The organism is Caldithrix abyssi DSM 13497 (assembly GCF_001886815.1).
Classification (GTDB): domain Bacteria; phylum Calditrichota; class Calditrichia; order Calditrichales; family Calditrichaceae; genus Caldithrix; species Caldithrix abyssi.
Map to the genome: position 1 here is coordinate 1,495,827 of NZ_CP018099.1, position 25,604 is coordinate 1,521,430.

Consider the following 25,604-nt stretch of genomic DNA (forward strand, 5'->3'; position numbering starts at 1 on the left):
CAGTTATTTTTGTTCTTTATGTTTGTCATCATGTCCAAAGATTACGGATTTCAATTTATTGCAATGAAAATCGAGCCGATAAACCTCACACTGACGGCAATCTTCTGTTAAACATTTTTCTCCTTTATTTCTCAAGCTCCAACAGGGCCCAAGGGCATCGTAATAGGCCGGGCAGGAGAGACAATCGTTGTCCAGGCCACCTTTAAACTCCCAGCAGGGAATAAAAGAGAAGATGCGCTTAATGCCCTGAATATTGATGCCTTCTTCGGTGATCATCCGACGAATACAGGCAAGGCGGTCAAGATCAAAAAGGCTGTACATACGTCGCCCTGTTTCTGTTTTGTAGGGAATGATCAAGCCTTCTTGCTCATACATGCGAATGGTTTGAACGGCAACGCCAATTTTTTTGGCGATGGTTCCAATTGTAAAAACCGGTTCGTAATATTCAATAGGATGACTCATTTACCACAATGCTCCATTTTAAAACATTCAAAATCTACATTTTAAAATGTAGATAAGCAATATGTGTGCCAATAGAAAGATGGCGGTTTTTCAAGGTTTTGCTCCTGCCGCGCGCTAAAAATTTTCCTACATTTGAGAAATATAGAGAAATGACTTGCTAAAAATGAAAATGTATTTTGGTGGCCAACTTTTTATGTAATGGTATTGACACAGATGTTAAATATATATAACTTAAAAGTGATGCATGTAACAAGTACCATGGTTTTTTAATCTAAGGAGGTAGTATGGCTCGTTATCTAACCGTTTTTATTCTCATGGCTTTCTTAAGCGCCGGTTCTTTGTTTGCCGATCGCAGGAATTATGTCTGGACTTACCAATATAAAACCATGTCCGGCGGCAACACGGAGCTGGAACTTTACCAGACGACCAGGATTTCGACACTTAATTTCTGGGAGTATCGTGTTGAGGTTGAGCATGGACTTACCGACCACTGGGATTTCTCGGTTTACCAGATATTCAGTCAGTGGGAAGGCGAGGCATTTCAATGGGAGGCGGTGCAATTTCGTACCCGCTACCGTTTTGGAGAAGTTGGACAATATATTTTGGATCCTTTGATCTACTTTGAATATATCCGTAAAATCGATTTTAATAAACCTAATAAAATTGAATTAAGATTAATTCTGGGAAAACAACTGAATCGTTTTAATCTGGCCATGAATCCGATTTACGAATTCATGTTTGCTCCCGGTCTCGAGCATGAGTTGGGGTATGATATGGGAATTTCTTATGAGTTTTCACCCAAATTTGTGGCGGGCCTGGAGACGGTCACGCGCCTGGAATTTGAAGAGGGCGAAACCGAAATTGGCAGCTATCTGGGGCCGACGGTGTCTTTTGCTTCGGGGGAATGGTGGTACACCATTGGCGCGCTGTTCGGACTTAACGAGCATGCGGACACGATGCGCGTTCGATTTTTGATGGGGATCGGTTTATGAAGTTGAGATTACTCTGGGGGATTAGCGTTGCGCTCGGCCTGATCTGGATTGGCTGTACGCCAAAAACGCCGTCCCGGCCGATTTCGGAAGAGGAACGTTTATTCCGTTCTAAATGCGTTTCCTGTCATAGCCTGCCGGATGTGCAGCAAAAAAGGGATTGGGAGGCCCTTTTGCAAAATCATGAAAAAAAGTTAAAGTTAAACCAGCAGCAGCGAGAGATGTTGTTGAGATATTTTTCCTCGTTTGCACAATAACGGTTTGGGAATTAGAAAAACCAATGGAGGCTTTCGGTCTGTTATGGCCGGAAGCCTTTGTGTTAATGATACTTTGTCATTATCATTTAATAAAACGCTCAGTTACACTTGTCATTCTGTGGAGCGCTTTCCACTAATGTATTTTCGAGGAGTGCAGCGACGAGAAATCTTTTTCTTGTCATGTTTTGGGAAGATTTCTCCTCGCCCGTAGGACGGGCTCGTCGAAATGACAAAAAAGAGTAGGGCGGGCTCGTCGAAATGACAAAAAAGAGTAGGGCGGGCTCGTCGAAATGACAAAAAAGAGTAGGACGGGCTCGTCGAAATGACAGGGGAATGCCTGCGGATCAGGGTAGTCCAAATGACAGCGTAGGCCGTTTTTATTAACACTTTAACCTTTCATCTCTTACACTGTTTCATCTCCACCCTCTCTTTGCGAGTAATCTTTTGAAATTTTTGGGAACATTTGATCATTTTACAGGTATGATTTTATTTTAATTTTGGGCAAAATAACGGTGCGCCTGAATAATTTGATTTAAAACGTAACTTCTTTTAAATTTATAAGTTTGAATAAAGCCACGAAAAATCGTAATAATTTGGAGGAGAGAGTAGCTATGATTAAGTCGAGAGTTCTGATACTTACGGCCATTATTTTTTCGATAATGGTTTTGGCTTGTTCTTCAAAATTGTCCGAAGAAGAATATTATGAAAAGGCAAAAGAAGCCTACAGTAAAGAACAATATACCCAGGCGCTGGATTACTTTAAAAAGATTCTGGAATATTATCCGCAGGGCAAGCGCGCGGCAGAGTCTTTATTTATGTTAGGATTTATCAACGCCAATGATCTGAAAAAATACGACGAGGCCAAAAAATATTATCAGCAATTTGTGGATAAATATCCCGATCATGAACTGGCCGACGACGCGCAATATGAGATTAAAACTCTGGGTAAAGATTTAGACGAGCTTCCATTTCTTAAGGAGATGGGCGCCGATTCAGCATCCCAATGAGATTTCTTCATGCAAACAGCGATCGTAAAGACGGCAGTTGAAACATGAAAACGCTTGCAAACATACTCGCTTTAATATGGATTACATCAGGCCTGGTTTTTGCTTTGAACGGCGGAGCGGACTCTTTGCAGAGTGAAATACGGTTGCGAACCTATCTGGAAAACGATCGCGTCCCTTTGAATCAGGAAGTGGTTTTTAACATTGAGCTTTCATGGATTGGCGAGGTTAGCCGCTACCGCATTCTGGAATTGAGCGAGCCGGCCCTGACCAACCTGAAACTGAGGGGCAGCGGTTCAGCCAATCGCTTTTATCAGGATAAAGACAAACGGCCACACGCCGTTAAAACCATTACCTTTTATTTTACGCCGCTGGAAATGGGCATGGCCTACATCGACGGCATAACCATAAAATATCTGGATCTGCAAACAGGCCAATCAGGTCGTTTAATTTCACAGCGGATCGGTCTGGAAATAACCGAACCCGTAGCCAGACCGGGCGACAAAATGAATGCGGTTAAGTTAATGGTATTTGCTTTAATCGCTGCCTTTATTGCTTTTGCGCTCTTTTCATTAAAGAGATATTTTGATCAGAAAAAGCAACAGGAATTGCTGACGGAGCCGCAAAAAACCATTGAAGAAGAATTCCTGGAGAGATTAAAAAACAATGTGACGCTTTCCAGAAATCTTCCTGAAAAAAGGTTTAATGATCTGGTGGAGCTTTTAACCCAGTACTTCAGAAAACGTTTTGAATTGCCGCCAGGTAGCGAATTCTTTGAGGTTCGGCTTTTACTGGAAAAGACCAACGTTAAGCAGGAAATTTTGTCCAGACTGGAACAGTTATTTGAACGTGCCGAGTTGATAAAATTTGCCGGTGAGCCGGTGAGCGAAAGCGAGTTGCATTTTTTTATCGACACCACGGAACTTCTTTTTACGGAAATGAATAAAAGAGAGTAATTTCATTTTTCTCCGGCAGAACCGGGATTTAATTATTCGATGGCGCGGACAGACTGCAAGCAGTTTGCAAGCAAGCCATTCTGCGCATAAAAAGAGCAAATTTATATAGTATTTTCGGTTGATCCTGTCAACTGGTCTTTGAACATAGCGTTTTGGGGTTCATTCGCGCGCAGCATTAACGAAAAAGGAGGTATAATGCATCCTGACATTAAAGCGATCAATGAAAAGATAGCGCAAGAAAGCGCCTTTGTCGAAAAGATTATGGCGGAAGTGAGCAAGGTGATTGTCGGGCAAACCTACATGATTGAACGCCTGTTGATCGGCTTGCTTTCCAACGGACACATTTTGTTAGAGGGCGTGCCCGGCCTGGCTAAAACCTTAACGGTCAAAACGCTTTCACAAACCATACAAACCAAATTTCAACGCATTCAGTTTACCCCCGATCTTTTACCCGCCGACCTGATCGGTACCTTAATTTACAATCAAAAAGACGGTCAGTTTACCACTAAAAAAGGCCCGATTTTCAGTAACCTGATTTTAGCCGACGAAATTAACCGTTCGCCGGCCAAGGTGCAGAGCGCTCTTTTAGAAGCCATGCAGGAGCGGCAGGTAACCATTGGCGAAAATACCTTTCCCCTGGAAGAACCATTTCTGGTTCTGGCCACACAAAACCCCATTGAGCAGGAAGGCACCTATCCTCTGCCCGAAGCGCAGGTAGATCGCTTTATGCTGAAATTAAGCGTAGGCTACCCGAGCAAGGAAGAAGAACTGGAAATTATCCGCAGGCAGACCAGAAAAGAAACGGTTGAGCCACAGGCGGTCATCAGCCCACGGGAATTGATTAAAGCGCGCGATGTGGTCAAAGAAGTTTACGTGGATGAGAAAATAGAGAAATATGTGGTAGATGTTGTGTTTGCCACGCGCTATCCGGAGGAATTCGGTCTGGATGAACTTAAAGGCCTGATCACTTATGGCGCCAGTCCGCGCGCTTCTATTTTCCTCACTCAGGCTGCCAAAGCGCACGCTTTTTTACGCGGAAGAGGCTACGTAACGCCCGAAGATGTGCGAGCCATCAGTATGGATGTTATGCGTCATCGCATCATTCTTTCGTACGAGGCCGAGGCCGAAGAATTGAGCACGGAAGACGTCATCCGCAAGGTGTTAAATCGCGTTGAAGTTCCATGATTTTAAGATGTAAGCGAGGCAGAAAAGGTAAGATTGATCGATGAATGCATGGGCTTTAATATTTACGGGGCTGGGGATTTTAATATTAAGCGGGGCCATTTTCTGGTATTGGCGCCGTTTGCGTCAGTTAGAAAAGAGCGCACAACAAATGGTGCAAAACGGTGAAAGCCAGGCCATTCCGCGCGAATTACTTAAAAAAGTCAAACAGATTGAAATCTCCACACGCAATATTGTGAACGAAGTTTTTTCCGGAGAATACCATTCCGTTTTCAAAGGCCGCGGAATGGAATTTGCCGAAGTGCGTGAATACCAGCCCGGCGACGACATCCGCCTGATCGACTGGAACGTTACGGCGCGCATGGGGCATCCATTTATCAAGCTGTTTCAGGAAGAGCGGGAATTGACCGTCATGTTGCTGGTGGATGTCAGTTCCAGCGGTTCGTTCGGCACAGAGAAACAACTCAAACGCGAAGTGGCCGCCGAGCTTTCCGCAGTGCTGGCCTTTTCTGCCATTAAAAATAATGATAAGGTGGGGCTGATTATTTTTTCCGACCGCATTGAAAAATTTATTCCGCCGCGTAAGGGCAAAACACATGTTTTGCGCGTGATTCGCGAGATTCTCTTTTACAAACCGCGTGATGCCGCCACCAACATCAATGAAGCGCTTGAGTTTTTAAGTCGCGTAATCAAACGAAAGAGCACGGTCTTCTTAATTTCCGATTTTCTGGCCGAGGATTTTAAAAAGTCGTTGCAAATTGCCAATAAAAAACACGACATCATTGCCGTTAGTATTGTGGACCCGCGCGAGGTCGCTTTGCCCAATGCGGGAATGATCGAACTGGAAGACGCCGAAACCGGCGAAACCATTGTGATCGACACCACCAGCGGCCAGTTGCGCGATGAATTTCATATAAACGCCATGAAGCAGCGAGAGGAATTGAAATCGCTCTTCCAGTCCATTGGCGTGGATCACATTAATATTTTTACCGATCAATCGTATGTTCAGCCCATCAATAAATTTTTTAGGATGCGGGCAAAGCGTATGGGTGCGTAAAATAGAGCGAGGTTTGGGGATGGTGCGAAAAGCTCTGGTTGTGATGATTGCCGGAATGATTGTTTTTAGCGCGTGTCAAAAAGAAGAAAAAACGCGCATTGCCGAAAACGATGTTTTGCAACTGGCGAACGCTTATTACACCAACGGTCTTTACGAAGCGGCGGTGCGTCAATATTTGCAGTATTTAAAGGACTATCCTTTGCCGACGGGAAGGGTGGCCAACACCTATTACACCATTGGCGATATCTATTTTGAGCGCATCAAAGATTACGAAAAGGCGCTGGAATATTATCTTAAAGTTAAATATCTCTTTCCGGAAAGTCCGCTGCAAAAAGAAGTGGGCAAAAAAATCGTGGCCTGCCTGGAACGGCTGGAACGGTCGCAGGACGCCATGCGCATGATGCAAAGCGAAGCGGCGCTGGACACCTCCGGTTTGTCCCGGAACCGGCCGGGACAGGTGCTGGCTGAAATCGGTGAACGAAAAATCACGCAGGGCGATCTGGACTTTGAGATCAGCAAGCTGCCCCCCGCCGTTCAGGAGCAGTTTAACGATCCGCAAAAAAAGAGGGAACTTTTACAGCAATTGATTTTACAAGATTTGTTGTACGAATCGGCCAGACGGCAGGGATTGGATAAAAACAAAGAAGTGATTGAAGGCGTTTTTCAGGCCAAAAAGGCGTTGATGGCCAACAAACTGTTGCAAAAGGAATTGGCCGACAAAGTTAAGCTGGAAGAGGAAGAGCTGGAGCTGTACTACAAAGCCAATAAAGAACGCTACGCGGAAAGAGACGACAAGGGCAGGGTGATCCGTCAAAAATCGTTTGATGAAGTGCGGCAGCAGGTGGCGCAGGATCTATTGATGGAAAAACAGCAAAAAGCCTATCAGGAGCTGGCGGAACGATTAATGAAAGCAGAAGGCGTTAAAATTTACGAGCGGCGTATTCGATGAGAAAACATTGCATTCTTATTCTGGGAATATGGACTTTGCTTCTGGCATTAACCTGGGCGCAGACAGAAAATCCATCTTTAATCGAAGTTAAAGCTCAGGTGGATACGGCCACGATTACAATTGGCGATCACATTTTGTATTCCATTATAATTGACCGCCAAAAAGATGTGCGCATTATTGAACCCGGCCAGGGGATTAACCTGGGCATGTTTGAAATTAAGGATTACAAATTTCATGAGCCCGTTAAAAAAGGCGATCACCTTATTCAGCGGTATGATTATGTGATTTCCGTTTACGATACGGGCAAATTTACCATTCCGCCCTATCCGCTGGCCTATTTCCCATCCGATTCATCAACCAAACCGGCCATCATCGAAGCGCCGGCCATCGATATCTACGTAAAAAGCGTATTAAAAGGAGAAGAAGCGCCGGAATTAAAGGATATTAAACCGCCGCTGGATATTCCTTTTAATTACCGTTTCTGGGGAATGGTGGCGGCGGCTGTTTTGATTTTGGGAATTTTGCTTTACCTGGCTTACCGACTCTGGAAGCGCAAACAAGAAAAGGGCTATGTGTTTACACCGCCTCCGCCCGCGCCGCCGGCCCATGAGGTGGCTTTAAATGCTTTGCAGGAACTATTCGCTTCCGATTTACTCGAAAGAGAACAATTTAAAGAATTTTTTTCCAGACTGTCGGAAATTTTACGCGCCTATCTGGAAGGGCGGTATTTTATCGCCGCCTTAGAAGAGACCACCACGGAAATCATGCAAGAAATTCAGGCGCATCTGGCAGATGAATCGTTACGCAAACAACTGCAAGAAATTTTAACAATGTCAGATTTAATTAAGTTTGCCAGATACATTCCGGCCAAGGAAGAAATAGAACGTTTAAAAGAATTAAGCGTTGATTTTGTACAGAAAACAAAAATTATTTACGAAGCAGAACCTGATCATAAAGAAGTTGCAGTAACCACAGATAACCCGGAGCAGGCACAGAGAACTTAAAAATAATAGAAAATAAAAATCTCTGTGCTCATAGTGGTGCCTCTCTGAACTTTGTGGTTAAAATAGAATGACAAAGTTTGTTGATCATCCAACAGAGGAGGAATGAGCCTTGATAGACGTCAAAGGATTAACGCGTTATTACGGCGAAAAGAGGGCCATTTCAGATGTGACCTTTCATGTAAACAAAGGCGAAGTGCTGGGGTTGTTGGGGCCCAACGCCGCCGGCAAAACGACCACCATGCGCATTTTAACCTGTTACATGCCGCCCACCAGCGGTAGCGCAACGGTTGGGGGGTACGATATTTTTGAACAAAGTCTCGAAGTGCGCCGAATTACAGGCTATCTACCGGAGAATCCGCCCCTTTATACCGACATGACAGTGGACGACTACCTTACGTTTGTGGCCAAAATCAAAGGCGTCCCGCGCGATCGGCTTAAAAAAGAGGTAGATGCCGTGGTCGAAAAGGCCAGCATCGGCGATGTCCGGAAACGGATAATCGGCAAGCTGTCCAAAGGTTACAAGCAGCGCGTGGGGCTGGCTCAAAGCTTAATCAACAATCCGCAAATCGTCATTCTGGATGAACCCACCGTTGGACTCGATCCCAAACAGATTATTGAAATTCGTCAATTGATCAAAAACCTGGGCGGCGACCATACGGTGATTCTTTCTTCTCACATTTTGCCGGAAATTGAACAGACCTGTGAACGCGTGGTGATCATCAACGAAGGTAAGGTGGTGGTGGAAGACACGGTGGAAAATTTGACCAACCGCATGCATGGCGTACAGCGCATTACCCTGCAGGTCGAAGGTACGGAAGAGGCCATTAAGCAGGCGTTGCAGCCCATTTCCGATATTCAGAAATTAGAATTCAACAGCAAAGGGAAAGACATCCGCGAAGTAATTGTAGAAACGCCCAATGACGTTCGCAAAGAGCTGGCTAAGGCCATTGTGAACAGTGGGCTTGGCCTGCTGGAGCTTTCCACCGAACGCTTTACGCTTGAGGAAATCTTCTTGCATTTGACGACCAAAGAGGAGGTGGCCTGAAAATGAGAGCGACATTAGCCATATTTCAAAAAGAATTCAAATCCTTTTTCTATTCGCCGATTGCTTATGTGATTTTGGCGCTATTTACGGCCTTAACCGGTGTGTTCTTTTACCTGTACCTTTCCAGTTTTGTGGAAGCGGCTTTTATGGACACCATCAGGGCGCAGCAATTCCGCGTGGCGCCGCAAAAATTCAATGTGAATTTAATGCTCATTCGGCCCTACTTCTGGAACATTGCCTTGATTTCGCTTTTTACATTGCCAACCATTACCATGCGGCTGTTCTCAGAAGAAAAACGGCTGGGCACGGTGGAGTTGTTGTACACCACGCCCATTACGCCCTTGCAGATCGTTCTTGGCAAGTTTCTGGCCGGCGTGGCCTTTTACATCGTTCTTTTACTGCCTACCATGTTTTTTCAGGGACTGCTGTTCCTTTACGGCGATCCTGAATTTTTACCGGTGCTTTCCGGCTACATAGGTCTTATTTTGCTCGGCGCGGCATTCATTTCGGTGGGGCTTTTTATTTCGACCACCACCGAAAACCAGATTATCGCAGCCATTGGCGGTTTTGGCATGTCGCTGCTGCTCTGGGTTGTTGGCTGGGGAGCCAATTTTGCCGGGCCGACCTTAAAACCCATTCTCAACTACATTTCCATTATCAATCATTTTGAAGACTTTGCCCAGGGCGTAATTGACACCAGCCATCTGGCCTATTACATCCTGTTTGTGGCCGTCGGACTTTATTTCTCGCTAAAGATGGTTGAATCGGTTAAATGGCGAGCCTGATTTCAGGCGCAGGGAAGTTGGTGAAAATTAGAATGGAGAGACAGAACGATGAAAAAAATTGAAAATATATCCGGATTGGTGGGCATTCTGGCGTTGCTGGCCGCATTGATCTGGTATTCTATCAATCAGGTATGGCAGGCGTACCACTGGATTTTACTGGTCGTGGGCGTCGCCGGGCTGGGGTATTTTATCTTTAACTATTACAGGAACCGGCAAAAAAAGCTTTCCAGCCGGGCTTTAAAATACGGTTCCAATGTTACGCTGCAGATCATCGTGGTGCTGGCCATTGTTTCCATGCTGGCCTTTATTTCCACCCGTCGTCATGTGCGCTTCGACTGGACGCAAAACAAGTTGTTTAGCCTTTCGGATCAAACAGAGAAAATTCTGGATAATTTGAACAAAGATGTGAAACTGATGGCCTTTTTTAAAACTTCTGAACAAAATCGGGCCAGAGATTTACTGGATGAATACAACTACCGTTCTTCGCATTTGAGCTATGAGTTTGTGGATCCGGATGAGCGGCCGGAAATTGCCAAACAGTACGGCATTCGAAAATACGGCACCATTGTTGTGGAATGCGGTTTAAAACGCGAGGTGGTGGAAAAACTGGACGAGGCCGAGTTGACCAACGCCATCATTAAAGTAACGCGCGATGAGGAAAAGGCGATCTACTTTTTAACCGGCCATGGCGAACGGTCGATTAAAGATGAGTCGGCCGAAGGATATTCCAAAGCGGCCGAAGCTATTAAAAAGGAAAACTACCTGGTCAAAGAATTGAACCTGGTACGGCGTAAAACCATCCCCGATAGCTGTACGGTGCTGGCCATTGTGGGGCCTAAAACCAATTTCTTCCCCGGCGAGTTAGACACCATCAAAAAGTTTGTGGACAACGGCGGCAAACTGTTGCTGATGGTGGATCCGGAGCATCCGGTAGAGATCGGCGAATTTGCCGCCCAATACCACGTGCAAATTGGCAACGACCTGGTGATCGACTACAGCGGAGTCGGGCAGTTGTTCGGCGCAGGGCCGGCCATGCCGCTGGTTACTTCTTATGATGAAAATCACGCCATTACCAAAGATTTTAATATCATGACTTTCTATCCGCTGGCCTGTTCCGTAACGCCGATGGAAGACAAAGGCGGCTACACCATTACGGAGCTTTTAAAGACCTCCGGCAATAGTTGGGCCGATGTGGATTATGCCAGCGGCAAGGTGAGTTTTGATCCGCAAAAAGACAAAAAGGGCCCCATTACCCTGGGCGTGGTAGTGGAAAAATCCGCCAGCAAGCCGAAACTTTCGCTGGTTATTTTTGGGGATTCCGACTTTGCTAAAAACGGCTTTTTCACCAACCAGGGTAATATGAACCTGTTCATGAATACCGTCAATTACCTGGCCGAAGAAGAAGACCTGATTGCCATCCGGCCCAAACAGATTGACGATCGGCGATTGACCATGACCCAGGCCGATGTTAAAGGATTGTTCTACCTGGTTGTGATTGCCATTCCTTTGCTGGTGGTCATCATTGGCGTGGTGATTTTTATCCGTAGAAATCGTTAACATTGAAATCAGGGAACAGACAGGCGCGGGCTCTTCTGTTCCCTTTTGAATTAATTTGCTGGTGGTGCAAGTGCTACAAAAGAGGAGACGGAGCGAAAATGCGCAATACGATTATTCTGGCAGTGATCGCTATTGCTCTGGCTGCCTATGTTTATTTTGTGGAAATAAAAGGCGGCGAGCAAAAGAAAAAAGAAAAAGAGATCGCCGAAAAATTGTTTAATGTAAAAAAAGACAGCATCGATCACATCATTATTGAAAAAAACGGTACGACCTTCGAGTTTGTCAAAAAAGACGACGCCTGGCAGATCGTTCGGCCCATTAAAACCCTGGCCGATGAGTCGCCCATTAATTCCGTTTTGTACAGCCTGAGCAATACGAAAAAGATTCGCACGTTCAAGGCCGAAGGAAAGGATCTGGCCACCTATGGTCTTGGCGCTCAAAGTATTAAAGTTGTATTCTCCGGAAAGGGCGTGGCCAAGCAATGGGTGAAAATCGGCGACCGTACGCCGGTCGGCGCCAATGTGTTCGTAACCAAAGACGATTCCACCGTGGCCATTGTCGCTTCTTCCATTAAAAATACCATGGATAAATCGCTGTTCGACTGGCGCGACAAAAAAGCCATTCACTTTAAAAAGGATCAGATTAAGGAATTCACACTTAAAAACCGCCACGGTAAATTTCATTTTGTAAAAGAAGGAAACAACTGGAAATTGACCGAGCCGGTTGAAGTTAGAGGAGACAATGGCAATATTAACAGCATCTTAAATAAATTGGAATTCGGACGCATTAAATCGGTGGTGGCCGAAACGCCGGAGCATCTTTCCGAATACGGATTAACGGCGCCGGCCATCCGCATCGAGTTGTTCTCCGGAATGGAAAAGGCCAAACTGGGTGTGTCGTTCTCGCGACTTAAAGGCAACAGGGCCTACGGTAAAGACGATTCGCGTCCTCACATCTTTGAGGTGGATTCATTTTTTGTCAAACCCTTTAAAAAGAAATTGTACGATTTACGCGACAAGTACATCGCCAAATTTAACCGGAACAAAGCGCAGCGCATTAAGTTGTTGTTCAACAGCGAACTAATGATTTTCGAAAAAGACAGTTCCAATAACTGGGCGCTTTCTACCGGCGAAAAGGCCAAAAATTACAAAATTTCGAATTTGATCTCGCATTTGAATAATCTGAAGGTAGCGCGTTTTGTGGACGACCATCCCAAAAACCTGAAAAAATATGGTCTGGATATGCCGCGCGGACTGGTGGAAGTTTACAACGACAACGACGAAAAGATTCTGGAATTGCTGGTAGGTAAAGACCGGAATGAAGATGAATTTTACGCCCAGGTTCCGGAGCAGAAGTCGGTTGTAACCTTTAAAAAGAGTTCATTAAAAGATATTTTCCCTGAAAAAGAAGATTTGATCGAAAAGCCTAAAGAAGAGAAAAAACAGGAAACCAAAGCCGAAGAAGAATAGGTGATTAATGTTCCGATTTGCCGATCCTTATTATTTGTTGTTGTTACTTGTTCTGCCGCTAATGATCTGGTGGTACTGGCGCGGGCGCTCCAGCGCTACGGGAAAGATCATTTATTCTGATATTAAATTATTGAAGCAGGTCAAACCCAGCTTAAAGCAGCGCTTGCGTCCGGCGCTTTTTGTGTTGCGTTTGATTGCGGTAACCTTAATCATTCTGGCCCTGGCCAGGCCGCAGTCCAGCCACAAAGAAGAAGAAATTACCACCGAAGGCATCGATATTGTGCTGACCATGGATGTTTCCACCAGTATGCTGGCGGAGGATTTCAGGCCTAAAAACAGAATCGAAGCGGCTAAAATGGTGGCCAAAGAATTCATCGAAGGGCGAAAAAACGACCGCATCGGGCTGGTGGTTTTTGCCGGAGAGAGTTTTACCCAGTGTCCGCTGACTCTGGATTACGGCGTGCTGTACCACATTCTGGACAACATGAAGGTCGCCGATCAGGAGTGGGACGGCACGGCCATCGGCATGGGCCTGGCCACGGCTATCAATCGCCTGAAGGACAGCAAGGCCAAAAGCAAGGTGATCATCCTGTTAACAGACGGGCGCAACAATCGCGGTCAGATCGATCCGATTACGGCGGCGCGCATGGCCAAAGCCATGGGCATTCGCGTGTACACCATTGGAACGGGCACGCGCGGCACGGCCATGTACCCCATAGACGATCCGTTGTGGGGCAGGCGCTATGTGCCCATGCGTGTGGATATTGACGAAGATTTGCTGAAAGAGGTGGCCGCTATTACCGGCGGTAAATACTTTAGGGCAACCGACACCGAAAAATTGCGCGAAATTTACAAAGAGATCGGCGAAATGGAAAAAACCAAGATCGAGGTCAAGGAGTACACGCGTTACGAAGAATTTTTTGTTTACTTTTTGACCTTTGGCCTTTTGTTGCTGGTGCTGGAGCTGGTACTGGGCAACACCTATTTTAAAAAGATTCCTTAAAAAGGGAGCGCCTGAGTGGAGTTTAGTAGTTTAGAGGTTTAGGTGTTTAGGGGGGAGTATGCTAAAAAATGGCATTCCCGGTTTATGAAAAGGAAACATTTTTTAAAGAGTCAATAGAAAGCATTTATGGAAGTACTCAAATTTCGATATCCGATATTTTTGCACGGTTTGTGGGGCGTGCTGCTGCTAATCATCTTTTTTGTGCTGATTTACCGGCATAAACAAGCGCTGCTGGAACGCTTTGGACATATTGAGATTTTAAAGCGCATCATGCCGGGTTTTGATCGTCGGCGAATGATCTGGAAAAATGTTTTCTTTATTTTGAGCTACGCCTTTTTTGTGATTGCCCTGGCCGATCCGCAGATTGGCACCAGGCTGGAAGAGGTGAAGCGGGAAGGCGTGGACATCATTGTCGCCCTGGATGTTTCGAACAGCATGCTGGCCGAAGACATCAAACCCAGCCGTCTGGAAAAGGCCAAACACGAACTGGATAATTTTATTGATTTGTTACAGGGGGATCGTATCGGACTCATCGCTTTTGCCGGCATGGCGCATCTGGTTTGTCCCTTAACGCTCGATTACGGAGCCGCCAAATTATTTTTGCAGATGATGGACACCGATTTAATTCCGGTGCAGGGCACGGCGCTTGAAGACGCCATTCGTACGGCCATCCGCTCGTTCAATCAAAAGGAGCGCAAACACAAAGTGCTGATTCTGATCACCGACGGAGAAGACCACGAAGGCGATCCGGTTAAAGCGGCCGAAGAGGCGGCAAAAGAAGGCATTATTATTTACACTATCGGAATTGGTTCGCCGCAGGGCGTTCCCATTCCCGTTTACGATCAGTATGGCCGTTCTCTGGGCTTTAAAAAAGACCGTAATGGCAATGTGGTTACCACAAAATTGGATGTTAAAACTTTGCAAAAAATCGCCTTTATTTCCAATGGAAAATATTACATTGCTTCCAGCGGGCAGGCCGAATTGCGTAAGATTTATGATGAAATCCGAAAAATGGAAAAGAAGGAGCTGAGCTCCAGAAAATTTGCCCAGTACGAAGATCGCTACCAGATTTTTGTGATTTTAGGATTGATCTTTTTGATGCTGGAATTCTTTTTACCGGTAAGAACCAAAGTAAGGTCTGAGTATGCGCTGGCTAATTATTAATTTATTCCTTATTTTCCTGATCGCGCCATTGATGGCTGACAGCGTGCGCGGCAAGGTGAACAAGGGCAACGAATATTACAAGCAGGGAAAGTACGAGCAGGCGCTGGCCCAGTACCAGGACGCGCTGTTAGACGATCCATTGAATGAAACGGCTCTTTTTAACAAAGGCAATGCGCTTTACAAGTTAAAAAAATACAAAGAGGCCATTGAGGCTTACCAGAAGGTCGTAGGCAGCGAAAATTTAAACCTGAGCGCCAGAGCCTTTTACAACATTGGGAACTGTTATTTTCAGGAAAACAAGTTAAAAGAGAGCATCGAAGCTTACAAAAAGGCGCTGGAACTGAATCCGGACGATTACCAGGCCAAATATAATCTGGAATTGGCCCGCGCCAGATTGAAAGAGATGGCGGATAAGCAACAACAACAGAACAAAGATCAGAATAAACCGCCGGAGCCGTCTGAATTCGCCAAAAAGCTTAAAAAACAGGCCGAAAAACTGGTGGATCAGCGCCGTTATAAAGACGCTTACGACTTGATGATGCAAGGTTTACAAAAAGATAAAACTGTGGCTGCTTTTCAGAGTTTTATTAAACGGATTAAGGATGTAGTAGATATTTTAGGTGGTCAGGAATTATGAAGCGCATGTTGTTGGCACTGATTGTAGGCGGCGTTTTCATTCAATTCGCATCTGCGCAAAATGCCATGGAGTTTTTTCATCTGGGCGCCAATCTGTATGTGCGCGGGCAATTAGAACAGGCCATACAGGCCGTGGATCAGGGATTGCAAAAATTTCCGGATGACCCCTATCTGAGGGCTTTAAAAGAAAAGCTGGAAGAACAAAAGAAACAGCAACAGCAGCAACAACAACAGCAACAGCAAAATCAGCAAAAACAAAAAGAGCAAAAAGAGCAGCAACAGCAGGCCAATGAAAAAAAACAGGATCAACAAAAGGATCAGCAAAAACAGCAGCAGGCGCAAACCGATCAACAAAAAAAGAAAGAGATGAGCAAAGAAGAAGCCGAACGTATTTTGCGCGCCTTAAAAGAAGAGAACAAAAAATTTAAAAAAGAACATTTGCGTGTGCCCGCCGGGCGCAAACAGGTGGAAAAAGACTGGTAAAGCGGACGAAATACCATGCGAAAAATGTTTAAAAATAAACGGCTAAGTTCAGCGATAATCATTGTTTTGTCCATTTTGTTTTGGGGGAATCAACAGCTTTTTAGTCAGGACATACAAATCCGGTCGTATGTTTCTAAAAACAAAGTAGGCATTAACGAGAACTTTACCTATTCCATTGAAGTTTCCGGAAAATCGACTTCGTTGCCCGATCCTGTGGCGCCCGATTTTAAGGACTTTTACGTTCTTTCCGGGCCAAACACTTCTACCAGTATTCAATTTGTCAATGGCCGCATGTCGGCCACCAAAGTGCACACCTATTACCTGCAGCCCAAAAAGAAGGGCCAATTAAACATTCCGCCGGCCACGGTGAAACGAAAAGGGAAAACAATAAAAAGCAACGCCATAACCATTACCGTTGTCGATCAGCCCCAAACCGCTCAAAAGCCTTCTCGCCAGCGAAAAGCGCCTAAGAAAACGACCGACCGCGATTTGCTGGGACAGAGCATTTACCTGAAAACCGAAGTCTCTAAACGCAAGGCCTACGTGGGCGAGCAGATTGTGGTCGCTTACAAGTTATACTTCCGCGTTAACGTTAGCGGCTACGATTTTAAAAAACTGCCTTCCAATCCGGGCTTCTGGACGGAGGAGTTCGAAATGCCCGGCCAGCCGATCATATCATCAGAAATCGTCAACGGGCTCAATTACAATGTGGCGACGATTCGCAAGATTGCCATCTTTCCCACGCAGAGCGGCGAGCTAACTCTGGAGCCCATTTCTGTGATGGTAGAAGCGCGCGTGCAGCGCCGTTCGCGCAGCATTTTCGACAGTTTTTTTGACGATCCGTTTGGCAGGGTGGTGCAAAAAACGCTGAGCAGTAAGCCCATTAAAATTAAGGTTATGGAACTGCCGCAGGAAGGGAGACCGGCCGATTTTAACGGCGCAGTCGGCCGGTACAATCTTGACGTAAAAATCGACAAGACCGATGTTAAAACCAACGATGCCGTTTCTTTAAAGGTAACGATTGCCGGCGAGGGCAACATCAAAATGGTGAATGTGCCGGATGTGATCGTTCCGCCGGACATTGAAAAATACGATCCGAAAATCAAAACCGAACTGGACAATGTAGGCGCAAGAATCCGCGGTAAAAAGAAAGCCGAAATCATTTTGATTCCCCGCGTACCGGGCGATTTTCTCATTAAACCGCTTACGTTCAGCTATTTTGATCCGCAAACCGGAAAATACGTTACTTTAAGGAGCAAGGCGATTCCGCTGCATGTGAGCGGACAACGGGGCGTGGCGATGTCCCAACCGTTAGGAGGCGGCGCTTCTCTGGATCAGCGCTATGTGGATCTTATCGGGCGCGATATCCGCTTTATTAAGGAATTCAGTCAGTTTCAGCCGGTGGGTTACAAAATATACCGCAGTTTTAAGTTCTGGGGCCTAATCGGTTTTGGTTTTATCTTCCTGATTGTCTTTGTGCTGGTCAATGATTATCAGGCGCGTATCAGCGGAGACGAGCGTCTGGTACGCAGCCGAAAGGCCGGGCGCATGGCGGCTAAACAGCTCTCAAAAGCGCGCGATCTGTTAAAGAGCGGCGAGTACGACCAGTTTTACAGGGCCGTTAGCAATGCCCTACAGGGCTTTGTTCGCGATAAACTCAATATCGATTTGAGCGATTTTAGCACGCCCACGGTGCGCAAGCATCTGAATGAACGCAAAATCGATCCCGCAGTGGTGGACGAGTACATTGCCGTGTTAGAAGAAGCCGATTTCCGCCAGTTCGCCAATATTCCCGATTCACCAGAAGAAAGACAAAAATTTTACGATCGCGCTAAAAAAGTGTTAACCAGTTTAGAGAAGTGGATATGAAAAAAAGAAACAAGTGGGCAACCATTCTTCTGCTTTTTGTGTTTGTGGCGGCAGGCCTGGCCCAAACAGAAGATATTCAACAGTTGTTTCGTCAGGGCAATGCGCTTTTTTCTCAAGGAAATTACCAGCAGGCCATTGAAGTTTATCAAAAAATTGTGGATGAAGGCTACGAAAGCGGCGAATTGTACTACAATCTGGGCAACGCCTATTTTAAAATTAACCAGCTGGGGCGCGCGCGCCTTTTTTACGAAAGGGCCTTGCGGTTAATGCCGGATGACGAAGCGCTGCGCGAGAATTTGTTGATCTTGCAAACACGTCTGCTGGATAAAATTGAAAAACCGCCTGAATTTTTCCTGACGGTGTGGTGGAAAAACCTATTGCAACTATTGCCCATGAACGCCCTTGCCTGGCTGGTGGTTGCGTTGTTCTGGCTTAGCGTACTGAGCCTCTCCTTTCATCTGTACTGGAAAAAACAAAGAAAACAACAAAAGGGCCGGGCGCTGGTGATAATCAGTTTATCGTTGTTGTTTTTTGCCAGTGTGCTTCTGACCGACAAGGCATATCGTTTTGAAAATGAGAAATATGGCGTTATATTAAAACCGACGGTTACGGTTTACTCGGAGCCCCGCGCGGAATCCACAGAAATTTTTGTGATTCACGAAGGCCTTAAAGTAAAGGTTTTGAGAAAAAATAATGATTGGTTTGAAATTAAATTAGAGGATGGCAAAACAGGATGGTTACCGCAAAATTCCCTGGAAATTATTTGAGCAAATTGTTCACTCTGCTTACAATTGTAATCGGTTTAAATTTAATTTTCGGTTGCGCCGCCGCTAAAAAAAAGGTGGCGCAGCCGGCAGCGGAAGAACGCGCCGTAACGACCTTAGACGGCAAGTTTGACGAATCATTCGATCCGCTCAGTCTGGAAGACGACGATATCGTCATTAAACGCAACAATCGAGGAGCGAAGGCTGCGAAACCGGGGCTGGAAGCGCTTGACCTGACAGACGCTCAATCAACATCCGAAAATGAAGCCATTCCCGATTCTCTGCTTACTTACAAAGAGGTGGACGGCTTTCGCGTGCAGATTTTTGCCGGTCGGAGCGTGGAAACGGCCACCATGACCAAAAGTAAAGCGCAGCTCGATTTTGAACCGCACCGGCTGAAGGTTTATTTTATTTTTGAAGCGCCCTTTTACAAGATTCGCATTGGCGATTTTACAGATCGCAATCAGGCCGAAAGAGCCCGCGAGCTGGCCCGTAAAATCGGTTATCGCGAAGCGTTTGTGGTGCGCAGCAAGGTACGTGTGGCGGAAAACCTGGGTGGGGAGTAGCGTTTTTTTTGTTCGCTTCGGTTTCACTCTGGGAGCGGGTGAATACGTGCCCTGAGCGTAGCCGCAGGGCACGGTTGAGGTTTTTCTGGCAAACCGCTCACTTCGACTTCGCTCAGTGAGCGGGTAAAATGCGTGCCCTGAGCGTAGCCGAAGGGCACGGTTGAACTCTCTGTCACGCCGCTCACTTCGGCTTCGCTCAGTGAGCGGGTGAATACGTGCCCTGAGCGTAGCCGAAGGGCACGATTGAACTTTCTGTCACGCCGCTCACTTCGGCTTCGCTCAGTGAGCGGGGAAAATACGTGCCCTGAGCGCAGCCGAAGGGCACGGTTGAAGTTTTTCTGTCATGCCGCTCACTTCGGCTTCGCTCAGTGAGCGGGGAAATACGTGCCCTGAGCGCAGCCGAAGGGCACGATTGAACTTTCTGTCACGCCGCTCACTTCGGCTTCGCTCAGTGAGCGGGGAAATACGTGCCCTGAGCGTAGCCGCAGGGCACGGTTGAGTTTTTTCTGGCAAACCGCTCACATCGGCTTCGCTCAGTGAGCGGGGAAATACGTGCCCTGAGCGCAGCCGAAGGGCACGGTTGAACTTTCTGTCATGCCGCTCACTTCGGCTTCGCTCAGTGAGCGGGGAAATGGCCTTCATTCCAAATAAATTCCCACATTCCTTTTCATAAGCAGTTAGGCTGGAATGTAATCGCATTTTTTCCTATCTTGCGCACAAAAAAACGGTGCAAAATGGAGCAGCGCTTAACATTAAAACGGATTTTTGTTTTCTGGTATCCCCTTTCGGCAACCTGGCTGATGATGGCTCTGGAAGGGCCATTTATCGCCGCGATTATTGCCCGCCTTCCGGAGCCCAAATACAACCTGGCAGCCTACGGCGTTGCTTTTGCCTTTGCCCTGATTGTTGAGGCGCCGGTCATCATGATGCTCAGCGCATCGACTGCTTTAGTGAAAGATCGGATTTCATTTGTAAAATTAAAGCGCTTTGTCTACTGGCTAAACGGCCTGATAACTGCCCTGATGCTGGTTATTCTGATTCCCGATATTTTCTATTTTTTAGCGGTCAATTTAATGGAATTACCGCAAAAAGTAGCGGTTTTAACGCACGGCGCGTTGTGGATTTTGCTGCCCTGGCCGGCCACCATTGGTTACCGCCGTTTTTATCAGGGACTTTTAATTCGCCACAACCTGACCAGACGCGTGGCTTACGGTACGGTCATTCGCCTGACTTCCATGATTATTGCCGGTTTGAGCGGTGCGTTAATCTTTAAACTGCCCGGCGCCTATGTGGGAGCGCTGGCCTTAAGCACGGGCGTTACGGTTGAGGCGCTGGCCAGCCGATTGATGACCTGGCAGGTGGTTAAAAGCCTGCAACAGCAGCAAGAGACAGAAGAAACGCTTACCTACCGGAGTATTGTAAAATTTTATTATCCTCTGGCGCTCACCTCTTTAATAGCGCTGGCCGTTCAGCCGATGATCACCTTTTTTCTGGGACAGAGTCGAATGGCTCTGGAATCGCTGGCCGTGCTGCCGGTGATCAATTCGCTGGTTTTTATCTTTCGCAGCTTCGGACTCTCTTTTCAGGAGGTGGGCATTACCTTTTTAGGTCAAAATAATGAAAATTTTAAACTGCTGCTTAAATTTGCGCTGTTGTTAATGGGCTTTGTTACCGGCTCGCTGGTGTTGATTGGATTTACGCCTTTACATGATGTTTGGTTTTTTAAACTTTCTGGACTCAACCGCGAACTCACAGATTTTGCTCGCATCCCGGTGCGCATTCTGTCGCTGCTGCCGGCCATGTCGGTTCTGCTCTCGTTTCAACGCTCCATTCTGGTAACGCATCGTAAAACCGGCCCCATTACCAGCGCCACGGTTATTGAAGTCGGTTTAATCGCTCTTTCCTTATTTGTTTTAATTAAATATTTTGACTGGATTGGCGCAGTGGCCGCGGCCCTGGCCCTGATGATCGGTCGCAGCGCCTGTAATCTTTACCTGTTGCGACCGGTTTCAATGGCCGTCAGAAAGCATGTGGTGTAACGGCGAATGTCCACATATACGAATTTAAAATTACCAATTGAGGTGGTAGGCGTATTGGTTGTATGGCTCGGACTGTTCTCCTCCACTCGATTGAAGGGGAGAGGCCCAGGCCGTGGAATCTCTGTCATCGTTTGAAGAAGTAAAGCCGCCTTTGTCCAGCGTATTTCTGTTTGGCGATTGAACTACTCTTAGTTCCGGCGCCTTGCTTTCGTTTATAGAATACTTCCCTTGAAAGATGCGTCCTGTCCTGGCGGGATTTAAAAATTTTTGTGCTGCTGGATTGGTTGAATAGTTAATTGGTTGAATGGTTGAATAGTTGATTGGTTGAATAGTCGCTAGCCTGTCATTGTGAACGGAGCGCCAGCTTCAGTCTCGAGAAATCGGGACGGAGTAAAGAATCTATACCGTCGAATGTTTAAATAGAAATTATCCGGCGTTGGCGCCCAGCACACCGTCGGAGAAAATTCTCACCTGCAAATCTTCCCCCTCTCCCCAATTTTTATTGTGATAGAAGGGAATCGAAGGGAGGAGTGCAATTGAAACTATCTTTAATTTAAAACATTCTTTGCGCCCTTTGGGACTTTTCTGAGTTCTCTGTGGTTGCTTGAAATAGTTTGTTTAATCATTTTCTGCGATGATTGACGTAATCTGCGGGAAAATTACTTTGCACGCATTGCGGTTTATTTTAGTTATGGATTTGCTGCCTTAGGAGAGAAGGGTGAGAAGGTTATTCCACTAAAGAACAAAAAATTTTAAATTTAAAACCCACTGGCTCGTTGTGGTTCAATAAACTCAATTGAATTCAGATTTTTTCCCTCAAAGCATGCGTTTGGAAATACCAAAAATTATGGCAGCGTTGTAAAAAAATATAGTTAAATTGTAAAAAAGTATGGAAGATCCTGATATCCAGTACTAAAATCCCTATTTGCCATCTGCTAAGGTATTTGAAAGATCATCCATGCAAAAGAGTTAAAGTTTTAATGAAAAAATCAGATTATAATTAATAACCTTTTTATTGCGTCGGGGGATTTTTAAAAATTATTTAACGCATTAATATCGGCTTGTTATTTATAACAGGCCTGGTAGCCTGTTCAATATCGTTTAATAAGTAAAAAAGGGGGGAACATGTTTTTTTATTTCATTTTTGTTGCCATCCTCAGTTTTTCTACCTTATTCGGTCAGACCATCGATTCGGTTCTGATTGTCAGCGATCCTGAATTTGTTTTCTCTTATAAACCAAATACCAAAAAACAGGGTACGATTACTCTAATCTGCTATGACAACTACAATCAAGCTGTTGGAGCCGATGTTCCGATTATGGTTGAAGTTGGCAATGCCTTCTTGCAAGGCGCCACTCTTTTTAAATCGGAATTTAATTCGGATTCAACCTACAACAAATTTTATTTCAGAACGGATGGAAACGGAAAGGTCGTTATCGATTACATTCCAGATGAATTTCTGGTTGATACTTACAGTAATATTAAAAAGAATTATCTGGCGTTAAATCCGGATGCCACCGAAGAAGAAGTTTTGAATGAATACCGGAGATATTTCATTAGAAAGTTTTTCTTTTCCAATGTATCCTTTACCAATCCAAACGATGATCAAACGGCCTACGGTTACGGCAATATCTCTGAAAAAAAGAGCAGTGTGTTTCCTGTGCTTTATGGGTACGACAGAATAATTATCAATGGCCTGGCCCAAGAGGGTTCTCCGTATATTTTTACTGCCGAAAATTATAAAGCTCCTCCCGTCAATATAGAAATTCAGGCTCTGGATATGTTTGGTAATCCGATGCCCGCTGGCGTATTAATAATTGTTGATTGTATCTGGGGCCGCCTGTACAGCGATGCCATTATTCATAAGTCTGAATCGCAAACCAGTTATTATGTGTCGCCCCTGGAATATAATCCATCTTTTAGCGGCGGCGGCACCTATGTGGTAAAACTAAAAGAGCAGGGGAGGGCAACTTTTCGCTATCAGCCCCCACCTACGACAATGGCGCCGTTTACACACTGGGCAAATGTCCAGTTGTCTTACAACAACTATCAAGATATGGAAGAAGCATGGAAGGCATATACCAGTAACGCCGTTATTGGATACGGACAGGGAACTTCAGTTTTTGATGAAATAAAAGGAGCAACCTGGTGGAAACCCTGGAATGACTACATGCAAACATATGCATTAGCTATTGACTCCGCGAACAGTGTTGTGCCGGCCCTTGTGGGCGTTGACCAGATATCAATCGAGACGGAAACCGAACGCCATTTCAACTATGTTTACGCCTCGGAAAGCTATTCCGAAAAAGCAAAAATTAAGATAAAAGCTTATGATAGTTATGGCCGGCCTGTGCCCAAAGGCGCGCCCGTGGCATTAATGCTTAATACGCGTTTTAGCGGAGGGGAAAAAGGCACAATTAGCGGGCCTGATGTTGTGGCGACAGCCTATGCCGGTTCTAAAGAGCTCTGCTTTATTGTTTTAATGGGCGAAGGCGGGGAGGCGGAAGTCGAATACCATGCGCCATTGGTGCCTTTCAGATTTGAACATTATTCAGGGGAGGATTACAAAGGTTTAACGTATGAAGAAAAATACAGCGGACTGTTCGATTTTTTTCCCGTACCTTATTATGGCTGGAGCTGGTGGGGAGATACCTTAAATCCGCCGCATTGGTTTTTTGGCTATATTTATGGTAGCTATTCCAATCCTTATGTCAATACCTTGCGCGAAAGTTCGTTCGGCGCTTTTCCCGTTCTGTTAGGACCTCAACAAGCAGAAGCCTGGTTCCATCCTTCGCGTTTAGGCCCGTCAAAATACATGGCCAGGTTAAATGTGTATGTTAAAGATTATTTCGGAAATCCCGCGCCCAGAGGTAGCAATATTTACATTACGGTTGGCTCCGGCAAACTGAACGGCGACAAAGACGCCCTTAACGCCATTGTTTACGGCACAAATGGCAAAGCCAGCGTCTCTTATTTTTCTCCCACCCGTTCTGTGTGGCATACCTGGTCTTACGATAAAATTCAGGTGTATCAGGATGGAGCAGGAAGCTTTTTAAAAGAGGCTCTACTGGGATTCCTGTGGAAAAAGGTCTAATTTACCAAGAAAGAAAAGTATTGCTATCCTAAAATTTTCAAATTTTCTAAAGCCTCTACCAACTGTTTTTATCTCCTGTATCTTGCCGTTCAACCATTCGGCTACTGAATTATCTATCTGATATCTTATATAGTTTAATAAGCCATCTGAATGAGCAATGAGCATTTTTGCTACTTTAATCATTTTATTTAAAGAACGTCCCTTAATATCCTGATACCATTCCGCAAAAAAGAATTTCGCATCATTTATTGTTTCACTCCTAAAGAATTCTTTGAAGTTCTCTTTGGCCGCCCAAGCCTGGGAAGTGATAAGGTTAAGTTCTTGAATTTTTCTGAAACGCGATAATTGCTTGTCCGTCATATTTTCCGGATTCTTTAAAAATAAATATTTACTTTTCACTAAGGTTTTATCATTAGATTTTTGTAATTTACGGGCTTCCTCTCGTCTGGTTTTATCCACTCCATCATTTAAATACTTCATTATATGAAATTTGTCATGCACTATGGAAGCATTGGGAAGCTCCTTTTGAACAGCTTTAATAAAAGCTTTCCACATATCCATACTGACCGCTTTGAGGCCCTCCTTTTGTTTCTCTGTTAATCCCTTGTTTATTAAGGAACTGGCAGAGCTTGTTGTGCGACCTTCACTTACATCTATTACACGTCTTCTTTCACTATCGGATAATACGCTTACATAAGTATGACCTCTTTTCATACTCTTCTCATCTATCCCGATATATTTAATGTCCTCTTCCGTTCGGCGTGATAGCCCGCGTTCCACTGCTTTGCTCATTATATGATGAAGCATATCAAAGCTGATCCGTAAAAATTGTGCCGTTTTGCTCTGGTTTTTGGAGGCCAGTAATAACTCAATAGCAAAACGTTCAAATAATAAAGTCGTTCGACTCGACTTTTCTGCCCAAGGAACTTTGATCGTTTTTACTCCGTGTTCCTTGCATTTAATGCGGGGAACTTTGCAGACAATATAGGTCTTCATTTGGCATGTATCCAAATGCCGCCAACGACGTTTTTCGCGATGATCATAAATATCATATTCCACTTCGCATTCGGGACAAAAACCTTTTTTTGACTTATAGATAATCTCTATTTCTACTTCCTCATTCGCAATATCTAAGTCAACTTTAGACACTTCCCAGGGATGCGAAAGTCCCAAAATCTGTTTAAATAATTCTTTATCTTTCATAAACTCAATCTAAGGATTATTTTTGTTTTTCACAAAAATCCCAGTAGAGCCTTAAAAGAAAAAAAGAT

Annotated in this window: 23 protein-coding genes; 21 read left to right on the plus strand and 2 right to left on the minus strand. The window is 45.3% G+C overall.

Going from position 1 to position 25,604, the window contains the following annotated elements; translation table 11 throughout:
• Positions 1-3: 3 nt before the first annotated feature.
• A complete protein-coding gene (locus tag Cabys_RS05965) occupies positions 4-462 on the minus strand; it encodes a MerR family transcriptional regulator (RefSeq protein WP_006929294.1) in 459 nt (152 codons plus the stop codon).
• A gap of 284 nt (positions 463-746) precedes the next feature.
• Here Cabys_RS05965 and Cabys_RS05970 point away from each other — a divergent pair, with 284 nt between their 5' ends.
• From Cabys_RS05970 to Cabys_RS06070, 21 genes are all read left to right on the plus strand, one after another.
• Positions 747-1,454 carry a hypothetical protein gene (locus Cabys_RS05970; protein ID WP_006929296.1) on the plus strand — a complete coding sequence of 236 codons (708 nt, stop codon included), beginning with the start codon at positions 747-749 and terminating at the stop codon, positions 1,452-1,454.
• On the plus strand, positions 1,451-1,708 hold the full coding sequence (locus Cabys_RS05975; RefSeq protein WP_006929298.1) for a hypothetical protein: 258 nt from the start codon (positions 1,451-1,453) through the stop codon (positions 1,706-1,708). The genes Cabys_RS05970 and Cabys_RS05975 overlap by 4 nt, the downstream gene beginning before the upstream one ends.
• A 611-nt stretch (positions 1,709-2,319) precedes the next feature.
• Positions 2,320-2,715 (plus strand): tetratricopeptide repeat protein, encoded by a 396-nt coding sequence (locus Cabys_RS05980; protein WP_006929299.1) that lies wholly within the window; start codon positions 2,320-2,322, stop codon positions 2,713-2,715.
• A 44-nt stretch (positions 2,716-2,759) separates the two neighbouring features.
• Positions 2,760-3,668, plus strand: a complete 909-nt coding sequence (locus Cabys_RS05985; RefSeq protein ID WP_006929301.1) for a hypothetical protein — start codon at positions 2,760-2,762, stop codon at positions 3,666-3,668.
• Positions 3,669-3,863: 195 nt separating this feature from the next.
• A complete protein-coding gene (locus Cabys_RS05990) occupies positions 3,864-4,853 on the plus strand; it encodes an AAA family ATPase (protein ID WP_006929304.1) in 990 nt (329 codons plus the stop codon).
• 40 nt (positions 4,854-4,893) lie between these two features.
• On the plus strand, positions 4,894-5,907 hold the full coding sequence (locus tag Cabys_RS05995) for a DUF58 domain-containing protein (protein WP_006929306.1): 1,014 nt from the start codon (positions 4,894-4,896) through the stop codon (positions 5,905-5,907).
• Positions 5,908-5,926: 19 nt separating this feature from the next.
• Positions 5,927-6,856, plus strand: a complete 930-nt coding sequence (locus Cabys_RS06000; protein WP_006929307.1) for a tetratricopeptide repeat protein — start codon at positions 5,927-5,929, stop codon at positions 6,854-6,856.
• On the plus strand, positions 6,853-7,860 hold the full coding sequence (locus Cabys_RS06005; RefSeq protein WP_006929308.1) for a DUF4381 family protein: 1,008 nt from the start codon (positions 6,853-6,855) through the stop codon (positions 7,858-7,860). Before Cabys_RS06000 ends, Cabys_RS06005 begins: the two co-directional genes overlap by 4 nt.
• 109 nt (positions 7,861-7,969) lie before the next feature.
• Positions 7,970-8,905, plus strand: a complete 936-nt coding sequence (locus Cabys_RS06010; protein WP_006929309.1) for an ABC transporter ATP-binding protein — start codon at positions 7,970-7,972, stop codon at positions 8,903-8,905.
• A 2-nt stretch (positions 8,906-8,907) separates the two neighbouring features.
• Positions 8,908-9,690: an ABC transporter permease gene (locus Cabys_RS06015; RefSeq protein WP_006929310.1), complete on the plus strand. Its 783-nt coding sequence runs from the start codon at positions 8,908-8,910 to the stop codon at positions 9,688-9,690.
• A gap of 48 nt (positions 9,691-9,738) precedes the next feature.
• Positions 9,739-11,247, plus strand: a complete 1,509-nt coding sequence (locus Cabys_RS06020) for a GldG family protein (protein WP_006929311.1) — start codon at positions 9,739-9,741, stop codon at positions 11,245-11,247.
• Positions 11,248-11,345: 98 nt separating this feature from the next.
• The gene (locus Cabys_RS06025; RefSeq protein ID WP_006929312.1) at positions 11,346-12,716 is read left to right on the plus strand and encodes a DUF4340 domain-containing protein; all 1,371 of its coding nucleotides are present in this window, start codon (positions 11,346-11,348) and stop codon (positions 12,714-12,716) included.
• Positions 12,717-12,723: 7 nt separating this feature from the next.
• Positions 12,724-13,719 carry a vWA domain-containing protein gene (locus Cabys_RS06030; protein WP_006929313.1) on the plus strand — a complete coding sequence of 332 codons (996 nt, stop codon included), beginning with the start codon at positions 12,724-12,726 and terminating at the stop codon, positions 13,717-13,719.
• Positions 13,720-13,845: 126 nt separating this feature from the next.
• On the plus strand, positions 13,846-14,883 hold the full coding sequence (locus Cabys_RS06035) for a VWA domain-containing protein (RefSeq protein ID WP_006929314.1): 1,038 nt from the start codon (positions 13,846-13,848) through the stop codon (positions 14,881-14,883).
• On the plus strand, positions 14,864-15,520 hold the full coding sequence (locus Cabys_RS06040) for a tetratricopeptide repeat protein (protein WP_006929315.1): 657 nt from the start codon (positions 14,864-14,866) through the stop codon (positions 15,518-15,520). Before Cabys_RS06035 ends, Cabys_RS06040 begins: the two co-directional genes overlap by 20 nt.
• Positions 15,517-16,002: a hypothetical protein gene (locus Cabys_RS06045; protein WP_006929316.1), complete on the plus strand. Its 486-nt coding sequence runs from the start codon at positions 15,517-15,519 to the stop codon at positions 16,000-16,002. Before Cabys_RS06040 ends, Cabys_RS06045 begins: the two co-directional genes overlap by 4 nt.
• A gap of 24 nt (positions 16,003-16,026) precedes the next feature.
• Positions 16,027-17,871: a BatD family protein gene (locus Cabys_RS06050; protein WP_169833694.1), complete on the plus strand. Its 1,845-nt coding sequence runs from the start codon at positions 16,027-16,029 to the stop codon at positions 17,869-17,871.
• The gene (locus Cabys_RS06055; protein ID WP_006929318.1) at positions 17,868-18,638 is read left to right on the plus strand and encodes a tetratricopeptide repeat protein; all 771 of its coding nucleotides are present in this window, start codon (positions 17,868-17,870) and stop codon (positions 18,636-18,638) included. Before Cabys_RS06050 ends, Cabys_RS06055 begins: the two co-directional genes overlap by 4 nt.
• Positions 18,605-19,201: an SPOR domain-containing protein gene (locus tag Cabys_RS06060; RefSeq protein WP_006929323.1), complete on the plus strand. Its 597-nt coding sequence runs from the start codon at positions 18,605-18,607 to the stop codon at positions 19,199-19,201. The genes Cabys_RS06055 and Cabys_RS06060 overlap by 34 nt, the downstream gene beginning before the upstream one ends.
• Before the next feature lie 734 nt (positions 19,202-19,935).
• Positions 19,936-21,240 carry a hypothetical protein gene (locus Cabys_RS06065; protein ID WP_006929326.1) on the plus strand — a complete coding sequence of 435 codons (1,305 nt, stop codon included), beginning with the start codon at positions 19,936-19,938 and terminating at the stop codon, positions 21,238-21,240.
• Positions 21,241-22,365: 1,125 nt separating this feature from the next.
• Positions 22,366-24,333 carry a hypothetical protein gene (locus Cabys_RS06070; protein ID WP_006929327.1) on the plus strand — a complete coding sequence of 656 codons (1,968 nt, stop codon included), beginning with the start codon at positions 22,366-22,368 and terminating at the stop codon, positions 24,331-24,333.
• On the opposite strand, the gene Cabys_RS06075 is transcribed toward Cabys_RS06070, so the two are convergent.
• Complete coding sequence (locus tag Cabys_RS06075; RefSeq protein ID WP_006926671.1) at positions 24,304-25,536, minus strand: ISL3 family transposase; 1,233 nt, start codon at positions 25,534-25,536, stop codon at positions 24,304-24,306. The two genes, Cabys_RS06070 and Cabys_RS06075, sit on opposite strands and share 30 nt — an antisense overlap.
• Positions 25,537-25,604: the final 68 nt, after the last annotated feature.

What these genes read in the sequence shown, in the direction of transcription:
- Cabys_RS06025 (WP_006929312.1), top strand. Translation starts at nt 11,346, where the DNA reads ATGCGCAATACGATTATTCTGGCAGTGATCGCTATTGCTCTGGCTGCC.
- Cabys_RS06035 (WP_006929314.1), top strand. Translation starts at nt 13,846, where the DNA reads ATGGAAGTACTCAAATTTCGATATCCGATATTTTTGCACGGTTTGTGG.
- Cabys_RS06030 (WP_006929313.1), top strand. Translation starts at nt 12,724, where the DNA reads ATGTTCCGATTTGCCGATCCTTATTATTTGTTGTTGTTACTTGTTCTG.
- Cabys_RS05975 (WP_006929298.1), top strand. Translation starts at nt 1,451, where the DNA reads ATGAAGTTGAGATTACTCTGGGGGATTAGCGTTGCGCTCGGCCTGATC.
- Cabys_RS06065 (WP_006929326.1), top strand. Translation starts at nt 19,936, where the DNA reads ATGGAGCAGCGCTTAACATTAAAACGGATTTTTGTTTTCTGGTATCCC.
- Cabys_RS06040 (WP_006929315.1), top strand. Translation starts at nt 14,864, where the DNA reads ATGCGCTGGCTAATTATTAATTTATTCCTTATTTTCCTGATCGCGCCA.
- Cabys_RS05995 (WP_006929306.1), top strand. Translation starts at nt 4,894, where the DNA reads ATGAATGCATGGGCTTTAATATTTACGGGGCTGGGGATTTTAATATTA.
- Cabys_RS05970 (WP_006929296.1), top strand. Translation starts at nt 747, where the DNA reads ATGGCTCGTTATCTAACCGTTTTTATTCTCATGGCTTTCTTAAGCGCC.
- Cabys_RS06020 (WP_006929311.1), top strand. Translation starts at nt 9,739, where the DNA reads ATGAAAAAAATTGAAAATATATCCGGATTGGTGGGCATTCTGGCGTTG.
- Cabys_RS06015 (WP_006929310.1), top strand. Translation starts at nt 8,908, where the DNA reads ATGAGAGCGACATTAGCCATATTTCAAAAAGAATTCAAATCCTTTTTC.
- Cabys_RS06055 (WP_006929318.1), top strand. Translation starts at nt 17,868, where the DNA reads ATGAAAAAAAGAAACAAGTGGGCAACCATTCTTCTGCTTTTTGTGTTT.
- Cabys_RS05965 (WP_006929294.1), bottom strand. Translation starts at nt 462, where the DNA reads ATGAGTCATCCTATTGAATATTACGAACCGGTTTTTACAATTGGAACC.
- Cabys_RS06060 (WP_006929323.1), top strand. Translation starts at nt 18,605, where the DNA reads ATGGTTACCGCAAAATTCCCTGGAAATTATTTGAGCAAATTGTTCACT.
- Cabys_RS05980 (WP_006929299.1), top strand. Translation starts at nt 2,320, where the DNA reads ATGATTAAGTCGAGAGTTCTGATACTTACGGCCATTATTTTTTCGATA.
- Cabys_RS06050 (WP_169833694.1), top strand. Translation starts at nt 16,027, where the DNA reads ATGTTTAAAAATAAACGGCTAAGTTCAGCGATAATCATTGTTTTGTCC.
- Cabys_RS05985 (WP_006929301.1), top strand. Translation starts at nt 2,760, where the DNA reads ATGAAAACGCTTGCAAACATACTCGCTTTAATATGGATTACATCAGGC.
- Cabys_RS06070 (WP_006929327.1), top strand. Translation starts at nt 22,366, where the DNA reads ATGTTTTTTTATTTCATTTTTGTTGCCATCCTCAGTTTTTCTACCTTA.
- Cabys_RS06075 (WP_006926671.1), bottom strand. Translation starts at nt 25,536, where the DNA reads ATGAAAGATAAAGAATTATTTAAACAGATTTTGGGACTTTCGCATCCC.
- Cabys_RS06005 (WP_006929308.1), top strand. Translation starts at nt 6,853, where the DNA reads ATGAGAAAACATTGCATTCTTATTCTGGGAATATGGACTTTGCTTCTG.
- Cabys_RS06045 (WP_006929316.1), top strand. Translation starts at nt 15,517, where the DNA reads ATGAAGCGCATGTTGTTGGCACTGATTGTAGGCGGCGTTTTCATTCAA.
- Cabys_RS06000 (WP_006929307.1), top strand. Translation starts at nt 5,927, where the DNA reads ATGGTGCGAAAAGCTCTGGTTGTGATGATTGCCGGAATGATTGTTTTT.
- Cabys_RS05990 (WP_006929304.1), top strand. Translation starts at nt 3,864, where the DNA reads ATGCATCCTGACATTAAAGCGATCAATGAAAAGATAGCGCAAGAAAGC.